At 73.9% G+C, this 14851-nt stretch carries 11 protein-coding genes; 5 read left to right on the forward strand and 6 right to left on the reverse strand.

All coding sequences use genetic code 11. The annotated features are described in order from the left end of the window. Position 1: 1 nt before the first annotated feature. From I4I81_RS06815 to I4I81_RS06825, 3 genes are read right to left on the reverse strand one after another with little or no spacing between them, the layout of a single operon-like run. A complete protein-coding gene (locus I4I81_RS06815; RefSeq protein WP_226363795.1) occupies positions 2–832 on the reverse strand; it encodes an O-methyltransferase in 831 nt (276 codons plus the stop codon). Continuing rightward, complete coding sequence (locus I4I81_RS06820; protein WP_218604051.1) at positions 829–2034, reverse strand: sedoheptulose 7-phosphate cyclase; 1206 nt, start codon at positions 2032–2034, stop codon at positions 829–831. Before I4I81_RS06820 ends, I4I81_RS06815 begins: the two co-directional genes overlap by 4 nt. A gap of 26 nt (positions 2035–2060) precedes the next feature. After that, entirely contained in the window at positions 2061–2714 is a 654-nt protein-coding gene (locus tag I4I81_RS06825) for an HAD family hydrolase (RefSeq protein ID WP_218604050.1), read from the reverse strand. A 271-nt stretch (positions 2715–2985) separates the two neighbouring features. On the opposite strand from I4I81_RS06825, the gene I4I81_RS06830 reads away from it, so the two are divergent. Continuing rightward, positions 2986–3753 carry a TauD/TfdA dioxygenase family protein gene (locus tag I4I81_RS06830; RefSeq protein WP_226363796.1) on the forward strand — a complete coding sequence of 256 codons (768 nt, stop codon included), beginning with the start codon at positions 2986–2988 and terminating at the stop codon, positions 3751–3753. Between the two features lie 1185 nt (positions 3754–4938). Then, positions 4939–6507 carry an HNH endonuclease signature motif containing protein gene (locus I4I81_RS06835; RefSeq protein WP_218615893.1) on the forward strand — a complete coding sequence of 523 codons (1569 nt, stop codon included), beginning with the start codon at positions 4939–4941 and terminating at the stop codon, positions 6505–6507. A gap of 297 nt (positions 6508–6804) precedes the next feature. On the opposite strand, the gene I4I81_RS06840 is transcribed toward I4I81_RS06835, so the two are convergent. Then, the gene (locus I4I81_RS06840; protein ID WP_218601774.1) at positions 6805–7566 is read right to left on the reverse strand and encodes an enoyl-CoA hydratase/isomerase family protein; all 762 of its coding nucleotides are present in this window, start codon (positions 7564–7566) and stop codon (positions 6805–6807) included. A gap of 74 nt (positions 7567–7640) precedes the next feature. Here I4I81_RS06840 and I4I81_RS06845 point away from each other — a divergent pair, with 74 nt between their 5' ends. Continuing rightward, positions 7641–9323 (forward strand): AMP-binding protein, encoded by a 1683-nt coding sequence (locus I4I81_RS06845; protein WP_226363797.1) that lies wholly within the window; start codon positions 7641–7643, stop codon positions 9321–9323. Positions 9324–9359: 36 nt separating this feature from the next. Beyond that, on the forward strand, positions 9360–10319 hold the full coding sequence (locus tag I4I81_RS06850) for a methionyl-tRNA formyltransferase (protein ID WP_218601776.1): 960 nt from the start codon (positions 9360–9362) through the stop codon (positions 10317–10319). Positions 10320–10326: 7 nt separating this feature from the next. Here I4I81_RS06850 and I4I81_RS06855 read toward each other — a convergent pair whose 3' ends face one another. Continuing rightward, the gene (locus tag I4I81_RS06855) at positions 10327–12096 is read right to left on the reverse strand and encodes an ABC transporter ATP-binding protein (protein WP_218601772.1); all 1770 of its coding nucleotides are present in this window, start codon (positions 12094–12096) and stop codon (positions 10327–10329) included. After that, the gene (locus I4I81_RS06860; protein ID WP_218601771.1) at positions 12093–13775 is read right to left on the reverse strand and encodes an ABC transporter transmembrane domain-containing protein; all 1683 of its coding nucleotides are present in this window, start codon (positions 13773–13775) and stop codon (positions 12093–12095) included. The genes I4I81_RS06855 and I4I81_RS06860 overlap by 4 nt, the downstream gene beginning before the upstream one ends. Before the next feature lie 116 nt (positions 13776–13891). Here I4I81_RS06860 and I4I81_RS06865 point away from each other — a divergent pair, with 116 nt between their 5' ends. After that, the gene (locus I4I81_RS06865) at positions 13892–14851 is read left to right on the forward strand and encodes an MBL fold metallo-hydrolase (RefSeq protein WP_218601770.1); all 960 of its coding nucleotides are present in this window, start codon (positions 13892–13894) and stop codon (positions 14849–14851) included.

Consider the following 14851-nt stretch of genomic DNA (forward strand, 5'->3'; position numbering starts at 1 on the left):
CTCAGACCCTCCGGATCAGGGTCAGCCCGTCGCGCAGGGGGACCAGCACCTGCTCGATCCGGGCGTCGCGGGCGACGGCGGAGTTGAACGCCGCTATCGCGGCCCCGTTCGCCGACGGCTCGTCCGGCAGCCAGGGCTCGCCCTGCATCAGCGTGTTGTCGACGGCGACGGTCCCGCCGGGGGCCAGTAGCCCGGTGTCGCCGTCGTCGCGGCCGAGGAGCGCGTCGAGGTAGGCCGGGTAGCCCGCCTTGTCGGCGTCGACGAACACGAGATCGAACCGCGCACCCTCCGCGGCCAGGTCGCGCAGCGTGTCCAGGGCCGGGGCGACCCGCACGGAGATCCGGGCGCCGCACGGGGACGCGGCGAAGCACTCCTGCGCGAGCCGGGCGACGTCGGCGTCGATCTCGCAGGCGACGAGCTCTCCGCCGTCGGGCAGGGCCTCTGCCATGGCGAGCGCGGAGTAGCCGGTGAACATGCCGATCTCCAGCACCCGGCGCGCGCGGGTCACGTGCACCAGGAAGGCCAACAGCCGCCCCTCGACGTGCCCGGAGAGCATCTCCTGCTCCAGCGCGAGCACCACGCCGTCGCCGGACCGCTCGTCCCAGTCGCGCTCCCGGGTCCGCCGCGCGAGCGCGGCGAGGGCGGGGGACTCCGGCGTGGTGCAGCGCCCGACGTACGGGTCGAGCCCGCCGGCGAGGGTCGCGGCCCGGCGCAGCCGCGCGGCCGTCGCCGGGTGGACGAGGTCGTCGAGCAGGCGGCTCAGCTCGTCGAGCTCCCGGGCGAGGATGCCCGCCGGTGTGACCGGCCGGGCCGCCCGCACCGAGCCGGTCACGCCCCGGTGACCATGTCGACGCCGTCGCCCCGGCGGGGGTACTCGCCGCAGGTCCGGCGGTGGACGGCCAGTGCCGCCGTCAGCTCGTCGGGCGTCAGGTCGTTGACGAAGAAGCACTCGCCGATCGGCCGCGGGACCGCGGCCCGCTGTCGCCCGCCGCGCGTCTGCACGATCGACTCGGTGGCCGACACCAGCAGGTCCGCGGTGAGGTGCGGGCTGTCGATCGCCAGCCCGAGGCGGCTCATGAGCCCCAGGATCCGCTCCTGCTCGCCCGCGGTGATGTAGCCGCGCAGGTGCGCGAGCGTCGCGGAGAACGCCATGTCGATGCTGATCGCGTGCCCGTGGAACATCGGCGGGTCCGGCGTCAGCTCCAGGGTCGGGCTCCACGTGTGGCCGTAGGCGATCACGCGGTCGAGGTCGAGCTCGTGCAGGTTCGGGACCTCGAGGGCCAGCATCGAGTCGATCGCGTCGTAGGTCAGCTCGTCGGCCAGCTGGCGCAGCTCGGGTGTGCCGTCGCGATGGCCGAAGCGGGTGGCGAGGAGGTCCTCGCCGTACTTCTCCAGCCGGTCGAAGATCCCCGCGTGGCCCACGACGGCGATCTTGATCAGCTCGGCCATCCCGTTGCGCACCTGGTCCTCGGGCAGCGTGCCCAGGAACGAGAAGTCCAGCAGCACGTCCTGCGAGGCGTGGTAGTCGCCGAGCCGGTTCTTGGCCTTGCCGTGGTTGACCGCGACCTTGATCGAGACGCTGGCGTCGACGAGGCCGATCAGCGTGGTCGGGATCCGGATGTAGTCGGTGCGGCGCCGGTAGGTGGCGCATGCGAAACCGGTGACGTCGGTGGTCAGCCCCCCGCCGACGACGAGCACGGGTTCCCCGCGGACCAGGCCGAACGCCGAGAACGAGTCGACGATGCCCTCCAGCGTGCGCAGCGTCTTGTCGACCTCGCGAATCCGGACCGGGTGCACCGTCAGCGCGATGTCGTGGTGCGCGAAGTAGGCGGTGATCCGGTCGCGGTACAGGTCGTGGACCACCTCGTCGACGACCATCAGGCAGCGGCCGTACGCGCGGTAGCAGCCGGCCAGTTCCGGGTTCGCGACGTCGAACACCCCGTCGACGTAGGTCAGGCTGAAGTCGATCCTCTCGTGCCCCTCGACGTGGAAGGACCGGTCGGTGGCGGTGTAGGTGGCGTGCACGTTGCCCATGGCGAGTCCTCGTGTTTCCGGGGTGGTCAGCGGCGGGGGAGCAGGTCGGCGGGGTCGAGGTGGTCGACGACGCTGCGGGCGTCGGAGAATCCGTGGCCCGCGGTGTTCGCGCCGGGGAAGGCGATGCACGGGACCCCCGCCGCCGACGCCGCGGTGACGCCGTCGCCGTTGTCCTCGATCGCCACGCAGTCACCCGCCTGCTCGCCGAGCGTCTCGAGGGCGTGGGTGTACGCGGCGGCGTCCGGCTTGGGCGAGGAGACCTCGGACGCGTCGACGACGACGTCGAAGCCGGCCACGTCGGGCCCCAGCGCGTCGAGCAGCGAGTCGATGTTGCCGCGCGACGTCGTGGTGACCAGGCCGACCTTCATCCCGGCGGCGCGGGCCGCGGTGATCGTGTCGACGACACCGGGCCGCGCGGTGAGGCCCGACGTCGCCAGGAGCCTCCGGAAGGCCTGCGACTTCGAGCGGTGCACGGCGTCGGCGTCGACCTCGGTGCCCCGCGCCTCCGCGTACCGGGCGATCCGGTCACGGCCACCGGACTCCTTGAGCATCGCGAGGTAGTCGGCGCGCTCCCAGTGCCAGTCGAGCCCGTGCGCGCGGAACGCGTCGTTGAACGCCTCGCGCTGGATCTCCGAGGTCTCGGCGAGCGTTCCGATCGATCCGAACAGGACAGCGGACACGGTGGACTCCTGGTTCTCGGGCGGGGCGGCGCAGTCGTACGACGGGCGCGACACAATTGTCTCCGGGCATACGGAAAGGGGAATCGGGACGGCGTCCCGGTAGCGGGACGTACAGTTCCGGGACCGCCGGGTCACGCCGATGTCGGCGCGGGATCGGTCCCGTGTGGGGTGCCCGGTGCTGGGCACCTCAGCGAAGGTACCCGTGCTCCCGCGGGTCAGCGACCCGAACGACCACCGCGCGCCCCGGGCCGGGTCCTGTTAGCGTCGGGTGGTGGAAATCGTCGCGCACCATCCCGTCGGCGCCACGATCACGGATCTGTCGATTCGCGACGTCGATCGCGACATCGCGGCCCGGCTCGCCATTCTGTTGGCGGAGCACGGCGTTCTCGTGCTGCCCGAACAGAACGCCGACGACACCGCATTCGTCGCATTCCTTCGACAGTTCGGCGGGCTGGCCTTCACCGTCGGGGAGACTGCGGTGCCCGGGTTCCCCGACCTCAACGTGGTCAGCAACGTCGGGCGGACGTCACCTCCGCGCAGCGCGTTCCACGTCGACACCAGCTACGTGCGCCGCCCCCCGGCCTTCACCGCGCTGCGGGCGGTCGAGGTACCGACCGCGGGCGGGGCCACGCAGTTCACCAACCAGTACCGGGCGTTCGACACCCTGGCGCCCGCGCTCCGGGCGGAGCTCGCCGGGCGGACGGTCACCCACGTCGTCACGGGGCTGGACCTCGCCGACGACGCCGAGACCTCCGCCGAGCACCCCGTCTTCCGCCGGCACCCCCGGTCGGGGCGCACCGCCCTGTACCTCTCGACCCCGCAGCGGTGTGCGGCCATCAGCGGGGTCGCAGCGGAGCGGGCCCGCGAGCTGGTCGACCTCCTCTACGCGCACTCCACGGCCGAGACCAACGTCCACCGCCACGAGTGGGCTCCCGGCGACGTGGTGATCTGGGACAACGCGTGCGTCCTGCACCGCGCCGACCACGCCGGCGTCGTGGGGAACCGCGTGCTGCACCGGGGGATGGTCGCCGCCCCGTAGGAGATGCGGTCACGCTCGCCCCGGAGGCGGTCGTGGCGGTGCTGCTGGCTCGGCTCTGCGACGTCCTCAACGGCACCGTCGCGGTGCGCCCGCAGACCGCGCTCGCGCTGGTCGGGATGCTCGACGGCCCGATGCCACGTGCCCGAGCGCGGACACGGCGAGCCGGGCGACATCATCGCGCTCGGGCACCTCCTGCGGCCCCGGATCAGCGAGCACGTCGAGATCGGGGAGCGGATGTCGCCGATCAACGGCCCGCCGGTCGCGGCAGGGCTGCCGGCCGACGCCGTGGTCACGGGCCGCGACCGCGTCGCCCCGGCGGAGGAGGTCCTTGCGCTCGCCGCCGTCGCCGCCGGGCCCCGGACGCCCACCACTCCCCGGACGCCCACCACTCCCCGGACGCCCACCACTCCCCGGACGCCCACCACTCCCCGGACGCCCACTACTCCCCGGACGCCCACTACGACGAGCGGCTCGCCGGGTTGTGGGGCGACGGGCACCAGACCGCCGTGCTGGCGCGGCTGCGGGAGCTGCTGGCGGGTGGTGACCGGACGGTGCTGCCGTACCAGGCGCCGGTGTCGTTCCGCAGCGCGCCGCGGATGCTGGGGTGGCTGCCGGACCCAGGCCCACGCCAAGGAGTGCGCCGCGATCTCGCTGTCGGCGTCGTCGTCTGGCGCGGGTGGGGGAACGGCTGGCGGAGGGGGGCTCCGGGATCTGATCGGTTGGGGGTCTGTCCCTCCGGTTCCGCGCGATCGGATGGCGTCCCGCGGAACCGGTTCCGGGTCCGCGGCACGTCCGAGCCGGCTCCCGACCTCGTACCGAGGGACGTGTGCGCCGTAGCTGGGCTGCCCGGACCCGCTGCCCGGACCTTGACCCCACGGCCCGGCTTCGTGCACAGGGACTCGTGCGTCCGGGGCCGGCCGCCGAACCCGCGCCCGGGTGGTGCGGTCCCGCTCTCGTACTCCGGGTCAGCGTCGGAACCTCTCGGGTCCGCCCTCGCCGCCCCGCCGCGGGCGGTGCGGGAGCGACGCTCCTGGGGACCGGCGGCGCCGGTCGGGGCGAGCAGCACGGGATGCGTGGTGCGCCGGGCCCGTGCATCGGCCCAGGCGTGACGGAGCCGTCGCGAGCCGTCGCGCTGAGCGGTCCGGGTCGTTGACCAGCACGGAGACGTCCGATACCATCGAACGCATGTTCGACACCGAGTGTTCCGAGGAGGCCGCCCAGGTCTCCCGGTCGTTCGCGAACGTACCCGAGTGGCCCTCGCCGGAGGACACGTTCGACGCCATCGTCGCCGCCGGTCGACCCGGCGCGTCGGGTTGGCTCGCCCTCGAGCTCGACGCCGCCACCGGCGACGCCGCCCTGCTCGACGACAGATCGCTCGTCGACGCCATCGCCGACCTCGACCGGATCACCTCCTGGGCCGCCGCCCGGCAGACCCGCCTGCTCGGTGAGTTCGCCCGCCGCCGCCCCGCCGACCCCCGCGACGCCACCACGGGTCCGGAGGGGATGAGCCGGTGGGCGCCCGACGAGATCGCGCTGGCCCTGTCGGTCTCCCGGTCCACCGCGGGCGCCCGGATCGCTCAGGCCCGCCGACTCACCGAGACCCTCACCGCCACCCTCGCCGCCCACGAGTCCGGGGAGATCGACGGCAGCAGGGTTCGCGCTATCTGCGACGCCACCCACACCCTCTCCGAGGACGACGCGATTCGGGTGCAGGACCGGGTTCTGCCGAACGCCGCCCGTCAGAGCCGGGCCCAGCTCGTCGCCGCGCTGCGCCGGGCCGTCATCGCCGTCGACCCCGAGGGTGCCAACGACCGCCACGCCCGGGCCCGCCGCGACCGGCGCGTGATGGTCGGCGCGGAGGACGAGGGGATGGCGTCGCTGTGGGCCCTGCTCGCCGCGCCCGATGCGCTCGCCGCCCACCAGTGGCTCACCCGGTTGGCCCGCGGCCTCGGCTCCGACGACCCCCGTGGCATGGACGCGCGCCGCGCCGACCTGCTCGTCGGCCTCCTCACCGGACAGGTCGCCGTCACCGACCCGGCCGTCACCGACCCGGCCGTCACCGACCCGGCCGTCACCGACCCGACTGTCACCGACCCCGGGGACGAATCGGCCGAGGGTGCGCGCCCGGGGGAGGCCGAGGAGTCGGGTAACGGCCGCTCCGTGCTCCGGGTGGCGCCGGTGAACCCCGGCAAACCCCTGGTCCACGTCGTGATCCCGTACTCCACCCTCACCGGCGCCGACGACCAGCCGTGCGAGCTGGCCGGGTTCGGCCCCGTCCCGGCTGACCTGGCCCGCGAGATCGCCGCGGACGCGGTATGGAAACGGCTGGTCACCGACCCGCTCTCCGGGGCCCTGCTCGACCACGGCCGCACCACCTACCGGCCACCCGCTGCGCTCACCGACTTCGTCCGCGCCCGCGACGTGCACTGCCGCTCACCCCTGTGTCGACGACGGGCCCTCGACTCCGAGCTCGACCACACCGTCCCCTACCCGCACGGTCCCACCGCCGAGCACAACCTCACCCACGGCTGCACCGTGCATCACCACGAGAAGCACTCACCCGGCTGGAGCGTCGTCCAGTACCCCGACGGCACTCTCGAGTGGACGACCCCCACCGGGCACACCTACGTCAGCGAGCCCTTCGACTACCGGCCCGAGCCCGATCCGCCACCCCGGCGCCCGGGGCGGCGCCGGCGACTCCTCCTGGACTGGACTTCGATCGCCGACCCCGCGGCCGACACCCCACCGTTCTGACCCCCTGGTCTGGCAGCTTCCTGCCGTCCCGACTCTCTGTGTGCTCGCCCACGATCTGTTCGTCGCCACGCCTCCTGTCGCGGGGCCTGTGTCGCCGGGCCTGTGTCGGAGCACCACTCCGTCCGCCGCGCCGGGTCGCCTGCGTGTCGACCGGCACCCCGCTCCCGTCCTGTACCGCCCCGCCCCGCCCCGCCCCGCCCCGCCCCGCCCCGGACCGCCCCGCCCCGCCCCGGACCGCTTTCCACGGCTGCGGGGCCCGTTCTCGACCGGCGGAACGCGCACGGCGTCAGGGCGCGGTCAGGTGCCCGTCCACACGGGTGCGCGCTTCTCCCGGAAGGCGAGCGGGCCCTCCTGCGCGTCGGCCGAGCGGTAGACCGGATCCCAGATCTCCTCGGCGCGGTCGTAGGCCTCGGCGCGGGGGTGGGTCGCGGACAGATACGCGGTGCGCTTGGCCGCCAGCACCGACAACGGGGCGTTCGCGGCGATCCGTTCGGCGAGTCGCTGGGTCCGCTCCCGCAGGTCGGCGAGGGGGACGACGTCGTTGACCAGCCCGTGCTCCCGCGCCCGGTCCGCGCCGATCGGGTCACCGGTCAGCAGGATCTCCAGCGCGACCCGCGGCGGGACCAACCACGACAGCGGCGCCGCCCACGGCGACCCGCGCCCGACCTTCACCTCCGACACCGCGAACCGCGCGTGCTCGGCGGCGACGACGAGGTCGCACTGCTGGGCGAGCAGGAACCCGCCGCCGTACGCGATGCCGTTGACCGCGGCGATCGTCGGTTTGGCGACCTCGACGTTGCGCCCGATCTGGGGCAGGAAGTCCGGGGGCGGGACGGTCAGGCCGGTCGCGTTCATCTCCTTGAGGTCGCCGCCCGAGCAGAACGCCTTCTCCCCGGCCCCGGTCAGGACGAGCACCCGTGCCCCGTCGTCGGCGTTGAAGCGGTGGATCCCGGCGAACAGGCCTTCCCGCACGTCGCGGCTCAGCGCGTTGTGCGCCTCCGGCCGGTCGATGGTCAGCCAGGCGACGCGGTTGTCGATCTCGTAGCGCACGGTGGGCATGCCGTCCCCTCTCGACGTGGCGTGTACGGCCCAGCATGCTGGCGCCCCAACGGCGTCGCGACACGGAGGTCGGCGTGGACCTGTTCACAGCCAGGATCGATGTCACCACCCTGCGGGGCAGGAGGGCCGTCCACCGCTGGGAACGGACGTCGGTCGGCGACGTGTTCGAGCGCCTGACCTGGAGCTATCCGGACAAGACGGCGATCACCGGCTGGGCGGGGGCGTTCGGTGAGGAGCGGTTCGCCGCCGTCACCTACCGGCAGGCGGACGAGGTCGCCGGCCAGGTCGCCCACGCACTGGCCGCCGCCGGGCTCGAACCGGGTGCGCGGGTGCTGCTGTTCTGCGAGAACTCGGTCGAGGCGTTCCTCGCGAAGATCGGGATCGCGAAGGCGGGCATGGTGGCGATGCCGATGAACCCGGCACTCGCCCCGGACGTGCAGGAGCACCTGATCCGGCACGCGCAGCCCGGGCTCGCGATCGTCGACGCCGAGCTGTGGCCGCGGGCGGAGGCGGCGTTCACGGCCACCGGGCTCCGCGTGGCGGCGACCGTCACGATCGGCGGCGGCCCCGTCGCCGGGAGCCCGTCGTTCGGGGAGTTCGTCGCGGGGCACCCGACCGACGAGCCCACCGTCGAGATCCACGGCGACGACATCTGGGAGCTGCTCTACACCTCGGGCACCACCGCGATGCCCAAGGGCGTCATGATCTCGCACAGTGCGAGCCACCTCGCGGCGCTCAACTTCACCGTCTCCCTGACGCGCGGTCTGCGCCTGGAGACCGACCTGGCTCTGGTCTGCTTCCTCCCGGTGATCTACCACGTCGGCGACCAGATCTTCACGCTGTCCGCGTTCCTCGCGGGTGGGTCGCTGGTGATCGGTCGCCGGCCGGTCCCCGACCAGGTGGCCGCCGCGATCGAGTCCGAGCGGGCGACGGCGGTGTGGGCGGGATCGCCGCAGTTCGTCACCGCGTTGACCGCGGAGTTCGACACCGCGGGCCGGGACGCGTCGAGCCTGACGGTGCTCGTCTACGGCTGGGGCGCGCTCCCGCTCGAGACCTACGCGGCGCTGCGGCGCCAGGCCGATCCCGTGGTGCTCGGCATCTTCGGGCAGACCGAGGCCATCGCGTGCCACCGCTTCTGGCCGGAGAAGTGGCCGGAGGTCTACGAGCGCAGCGCACCGGCGGTCAACTACGTCGGGCTGCCGAGCCCGCTGCTGGCCTCCGACGTCGTCGACGAGACGGGGGAGTCGCTGCGCGACCGGCCGGGCGTCCCGGGGGAGGCGGTCTACCGCAGCCCGATCGTCACCGCGGGCTACTACCTCGACGAGGCCGCGACCCGCGAGGCGTTCCGCGGGGGATGGTTCCACTCGGGCGACAGTGCCGCGGTCGACGGGGACGGCCTGCGGATCATGGTCGACCGCTTCAAGGACATCGTGAAGTCCGGCGGGGAGAACGTGTCCAGCATCCGGGTGGAGTCGGTGCTCCACGGGCACCCGGCCGTCGAGCGGGCCGCGGTGATCGGCCTGCCGCACGAGCACTGGGGCGAGGCCGTGACCGCGGTCGTCGTCCTGCGCCCGGGTCACGAGGCGGACGAGGCCGGCATCATCGCGCACTGCCGGGCCCGGCTCGGCGGACACGAGACGCCGAAGGCGGTGGTCGTCGCGGACGCGCTCCCGCAGACCGTCGGCGGGAAGATCCTCAAGTACAAGCTGCGGGTCGCGCACGCCGGGCTGTACGAGTCACCGCCCGGTTTCGGTTAGCCTCTCCTCACCATTGGCGTCGAGGAGAGGATGGCGATGCGCGTCGTCGCGTTCGGGTACATGACCTGGGGCCGCCGGACCATCGAGGCGGTGCTCGCCGCCGGGCACGAGGTGCCGTTGATCGTCACCCACCAGGACAGCGACAACGCCTACGAGAAGATCTTCAACGAGTCGGTCGCGGAGCTCGCCGCGGAGTACCGCATCCCGGTGCTGGTCCGGGACCGTGCCGTCGACGACGAGGTCAGGGCCGCGATCGCCGCGGCGGAGGCCGACGTCATGGTCGTGTCGAACTGGCGGACGTGGCTGCCGCCGGAGGTCTTCTCGATCCCGCGGCTGGGCACGCTCAACGTCCACGACGCCCTGCTGCCCGCCTACGCGGGCTTCGCGCCCCTGAACTGGGCGCTGATCAACGACGAGCCCGAGGTCGGGGTCACCGCGCACATGATGAACGACGAGTTCGACGCGGGCGACGTCGTGCTCCAGCGCTGCACCGCGATCTCCGACGACGACACCGTCGTCGAGCTGTTCGACCGGACGCTCGCGATGTTCGGTCCGATCACCGTCGACGCGCTGGAGCTGATCGCGTCGGGCCGCACCGACTGGGCGCCCCAGGACCGCCGCGCGGCCTCCTACTTCCACCGGCGCACCGAGGAGGAGAACCGGATCGACTTCGGCTGGTCGGCCCGGGAGCTGTTCAACCTGGTCCGGGCCCAGGTCGACCCGTACCCGAACGCCTACTGCTTCCACGGTGCGCGGCGGTTGCGGATCCTGCGCGCCTCCGTCACCCCGACGCCCTACGGCGGTACCCCCGGCCGGATCTTCATCCGCGACGGCCACGGGGTCGTCGTGGTGGCCGGCGCCGACGCGCGGCACGGCCGCAACCCCGGCCTGCGCATCGACCGCCTGCGCCTCGACGACGGCACCGAGCTCTCCGGCGTCGAGTACTTCACGCGCATGGGCGGCTACCTGACCTCGCACCCCGCCCCGGAGGCCTGACGCGCGGTCAGGACGACGCGCTCCACGCCTCCCACAGCCGGGAGTAGTGCCCGCCCGCCGCGACCAGCTCGTCGTGCGTGCCGTGCTCGACGACGCGGCCGTCGTGCATCACCACGACGACGTCGGCGGTGGCGGCCTGGGTGAGCCGGTGCGCGATCACGATGCCCGTGCGCCCGCGCAGCGCGGCGCGCGCGGACACCTCGAGGCGGCGTGCGCCCGCGCTGCCCGCCTCCGCGGTGGCCTCGTCGAGGATCGCGACCGGCGGGTCGGCGAGGACGAGCCGCGCCAGCGCGAGCTGCTGGGCCTCGACGACGGACAGCTCGTGCCCGCCCGCCCCGACGACGGTCCCCAGGCCGTCGGGCAGCAGGTCGACCCACCCGGTGGCGTCGACCGTCTCGAGGGCCGCGCGGATCTCCTCGTCGGTGGCGGTCGGGGCGGCGAGGCGCAGGTCGTCGGCGAGCGGCCCCGCGAAGACGTGCACCTCCTGGGTCACCAGCGCGATCGTGCGGCGCAGCAGGGTCTGTCCCTGGTCGGCCAGGCGCACCCCGCCGATGTGCACGGTGCCCCGCGTCGGCGGGCGGACCCCGGCGAGGATCGCCGCGAGCGTCGTCTTGCCCGCGCCGCTCGCCCCGACGAGCGCGACGTGCGCACCGTGGGCGACGTCGAGGTCGACGCCGTGCAGCACGTCGTGGCCCTCGACGTAGGAGTGCCCGACCGCGACGGCCTTCACCGCGCCGTCGGCCGCGCGCATCGGCGCTGCGGGCTCCGCGGGCGGCTCGACGTCGACGACGCCCACGAGCCGGGCCAGGCCCGCCGTGGCCGACTGCACCTTGTCGAGCAGGAAGAGCGCGGCGTTGATCGGGCCGAACAGGTTCGCGAAGTACAGCGCGGCGGCACTCGCCTCGCCGATCGTCGAGGTGCCGGAGCGGACCAGCAGGAACCCGGCGACCAACACCGACGTCAGCCCGATGAGCTCCGCGAGGTTGAGCCGTCCGAAGAACAGGGTGTGCAGGCGCAGCAGCCGGATCGCGACGTCGATGGAGGCGTCCACCCGGGCGCGGACCGCGTCGAGGTGCGTGGTCGCGAGCCGGAACGCGCGCACGGTGCGGGCGCCGCCGATGCTGTCGAGCAGCTGCTGCTGCTCGGTGCCGGCGACGGCGCGTTCCTCGGCGTAGATCGGCCCGGAGCTGCGCAGGTACCAGCGGGCCGTCAGCACCTGCACCGGGACGGCGAGCAGCGCGGCCGCGCCGAAGCGCCAGTCCAGCGCCGTCAGCCCGACCACCGTCAGCACGATGATCAGCGACGAGCGGGCGAAGTCGGGCAGGGCCGACCGGACCGCGTCGCTGATCACCGAGACGTCCTCGGTGACGCGCGAGGTGAGGTCGCCCGTGCCGCCCTGCTCGATGCGCGCGAGCGGCAGGCGCAGCGCGTGGTCGACGAACGCCTCGCGCAGCGTCGCGAGCACCTGCTCGCCGAGCCGTGCGACGAGCACGAACCCGAGCACCGCGAGCGCGCCCTGCAGGACGGCCACGGCGACCAGGGCCAGCACCGGTTCCATGACGGACCCGTCGCCCGACCCCGACTGCGCGGCCGCCGCGATGTCCACGATGCGGCCCAGCAGGGGGGCGGCGACCAGGCTGACGGCCGCGGCGCCGGCGAGGGTCAGCAGGGCGAAGCAGGCCAGCAGCCGGTGGGGGTGGATCAGGTCGACCACGGTCCGCCGCACGCGGGCGGGGGTGGCGACGGGGAGCAGCGCGCCCCCGCTCGCGGCCGTCACGACAGCACCGTCGCGCGGTAGTCGGCGTCGCCGCGCAGCAGCTCGGCGTGGGTGCCGGTCGCGGCGACCGCCCCGTCGCGGAGCACCACCACGGAGTCGGCGACGGCGAGCAGCGCAGGGCTGGTCGTCAGCAGCAGGGTCGTGTGCTGCGCCCGCAGGGTGCGCAGGCCGTCGGCGATGCGGGCCTCGGTGACGGTGTCGACCGCGGTGGTCGGGTCGTGCAGGACGAGGACGGGGGCGTGCGCGGCGAGCGCGCGGGCGAGTGCGACGCGCTGCCGCTGACCGCCCGAGAGCGACGACCCGCGCTCGGCGACGGCGGTGTCGTGGCCCGCGGGCAGTGCAGCGGCGACCTGGTCGGCGGCCGCTGCGGCGATCGCGCCGGCGGGGTCGCCGACGGCCACCGCGGTGAGGTTGTCGTGCAGGCTGCCGGTGAACAGGTCGGCGTCGTGGGTGGAGACGAGCACCGTGCCGCGCAGCTCGTGCGGGTCGATCTCGTCGAACGCGACGCCGTCGAGCAGGACCCTGCCTCCCCCCGGGTCGCGTTCGCGGCCCAACCAGGCCAGCAGGGCCGTCGCGGTCGGCGGGTCGGCGACCACGGCGACGATGCTCCCGGGCTCGGCGACGAGGTGGATGCCGGCTGTGGCGTCGGCGACGGCCGACACCCCGTCGAGTCGGAGCTCGCCGCGGACGGGGTTGGGCAGGGAGCCCTCGCCGGACCCGATCGAGTACGGCGCGCCGAGCACGTCCACGATGCGCGCCGCGGACGCGCGGCCGATGGCGAACACCGCCGCGAGGTCCCCGACGACCTGTACCGGGCCGGTCAGGAACTGCGCGAGCCCGACGGCGGAGACCAGCTCGCCGACGGAGATCGAGCCCCCCACGGCGAGGCCGCCCCCGACGAGTGCCACCAGCGCGAGGAACAGACCGTTGATCGACAGCACCGTGCCCTCGTACCCGCCCTGCGCGCGGGCGGTCGCCAGCGTGGCGCGCAGCGAGCCCCGGCTCACCCGTCGGTACCGCTCCAGCGCGTACTCCTCGGCGCCGATGCCCTTCAGCACGCGGACGCCCCGCACGAGGTCGGCGGCGACCCCGGACGCCCGCGCCGCCTCCTCCTGCTGGGCCGCGCTGCGCCTCTCCACGGGACGGCTCAGCAGCTGTGCGACGAACAGCAGCGGGGGGGTGCCGAGCAGGACCAGCAGGCCCAGCGGCACCGACATCGTCAGCAGCGCCGTGCCGGCGACCGCGACACCGGCCACCGCCGCGATGCCGACGGGCACCATGAACGCGGCGTCGGCCACGCGCCGGACGTCACCGGTCGCGATGCTGACCAGGCCACCGGGCAGGTGACCCGCCTCGGCGCCGCCGCGGGGCGCGAGGATGCGCCCGGCCAGGCGCATCCGCAGCTCGCGCTCGGCGCCGACCGCGGCCAGCAGCGACTGCCGCGCCCCGAACCGCCAGCTCAGCGACAGGGTCACGAACGTCGCGGCGAGCACCCCGAGCCACAGCAGCAGGCCGCCGACGTCGCCGGTGGCGACACCGCGGTCGATCACCACGCCGACCAGTACGGGCACCAGCGCCTCACCGCCCTGGTGGCCGGTGTGCAGGGCCGACGCCGCCGCGAGGTGGCGTCTCTGACGGCCGAGCGTGGTGCGCAGGACCGCGGTACCCGTGGACGTCACCGGTGGATCATGCCTAGGTAAGGCTGCCCTGTTCAAGTCGGATCTGGTGCTGGATGCCCGGGGGCGCTACGCTCCGGGCGGATAGTCAAACCTTTGATCGTTTCTCGGAGGAAGACATGGCCAAGCCGTTCGCCTCGTCCGCCGACACCGCACCCAAGGAGCAGACGCTGGAGGTGCTCGCCGACGGCGTCTACGCCCTCACCGCGGAGGGTGACCCCAACATCGGGGCGATCGAGGGCGAGGACTTCCTGGTCTGCTTCGAGGCGCTGGCCACGCCGGTCGCAGCGGCGAAGTGGCTCCGCAGGTTGCGCGAGCACACCGACAAGCCGGTCCGCTACCTGGTGTTGAGCCACTACCACGCGGTCCGCGTGCTCGGCGCCAGCGCCTTCGACGCCGAGGTGATCGTCGCGCACGAGAACACGCGCGCCCTGGTGGAGGAGCGCGGGAAGCAGGACTGGGCCAGCGAGTTCGCGCGGATGCCGCGCCTGGCCGACGGGGCCGACTCGGTGCCCGGCCTGACCTGGCCGACCCTGACGTTCTCCGACCGGCTCACCATCGACCTCGGCGGCGATCGCGGCGACCTGGTGCTGCAATACCACGGCCGCGGCCACACCGAGGGCGACATCACCGCGTGGCTGCCCCGGCACCGGATCCTGTTCGCGGGCGACCTGGTGGAGGCCGAGGCCGCGCTCTACACCGGCGACGCGTTCCACCGGGAGTGGACCTCCACCACCCTGGACCGGGTCGCGGCGCTCGGCGCCGAGCAGCTCGTCGGCGGGCGCGGCGACGTGAGCAGGGGGCGCGGCGAGGTCGACGCGGCGATCGCGAAGACCCGCGGGTTCCTCGACGTCATGCTGCGCGAGGTCGGCGCGGTGCAGGGGCGCGGGGGCACGCTGAAGGAGGCGTTCGAGGCCACCCACGCGGCCCTGGTCGACGACTTCGGCAGCTGGCCGATCTTCGAGCACTGCCTCCCGTTCGACGTCTCCCGCGTCTGGGACGAGCTCGCCGGGGTGGAGCGGCCCGTCATCTGGACCGCGGAACGCGACCAGGAGGTCTGGGCGCAGCTGCAGAGCTGA

The sequence above is a fragment of the Pseudonocardia abyssalis genome, from assembly GCF_019263705.2.
In the GTDB taxonomy this organism is placed as follows: domain Bacteria; phylum Actinomycetota; class Actinomycetes; order Mycobacteriales; family Pseudonocardiaceae; genus Pseudonocardia; species Pseudonocardia abyssalis.

Bases quoted from the DNA above. Each gene is read 5' to 3' on its own strand.
- I4I81_RS06820 (WP_218604051.1), bottom strand. From the start codon at position 2,034: ATGGGCAACGTGCACGCCACCTACACCGCCACCGACCGGTCCTTCCAC.
- I4I81_RS06835 (WP_218615893.1), top strand. From the start codon at position 4,939: ATGTTCGACACCGAGTGTTCCGAGGAGGCCGCCCAGGTCTCCCGGTCG.
- I4I81_RS06840 (WP_218601774.1), bottom strand. From the start codon at position 7,566: ATGCCCACCGTGCGCTACGAGATCGACAACCGCGTCGCCTGGCTGACC.
- I4I81_RS06850 (WP_218601776.1), top strand. From the start codon at position 9,360: ATGCGCGTCGTCGCGTTCGGGTACATGACCTGGGGCCGCCGGACCATC.
- I4I81_RS06865 (WP_218601770.1), top strand. From the start codon at position 13,892: ATGGCCAAGCCGTTCGCCTCGTCCGCCGACACCGCACCCAAGGAGCAG.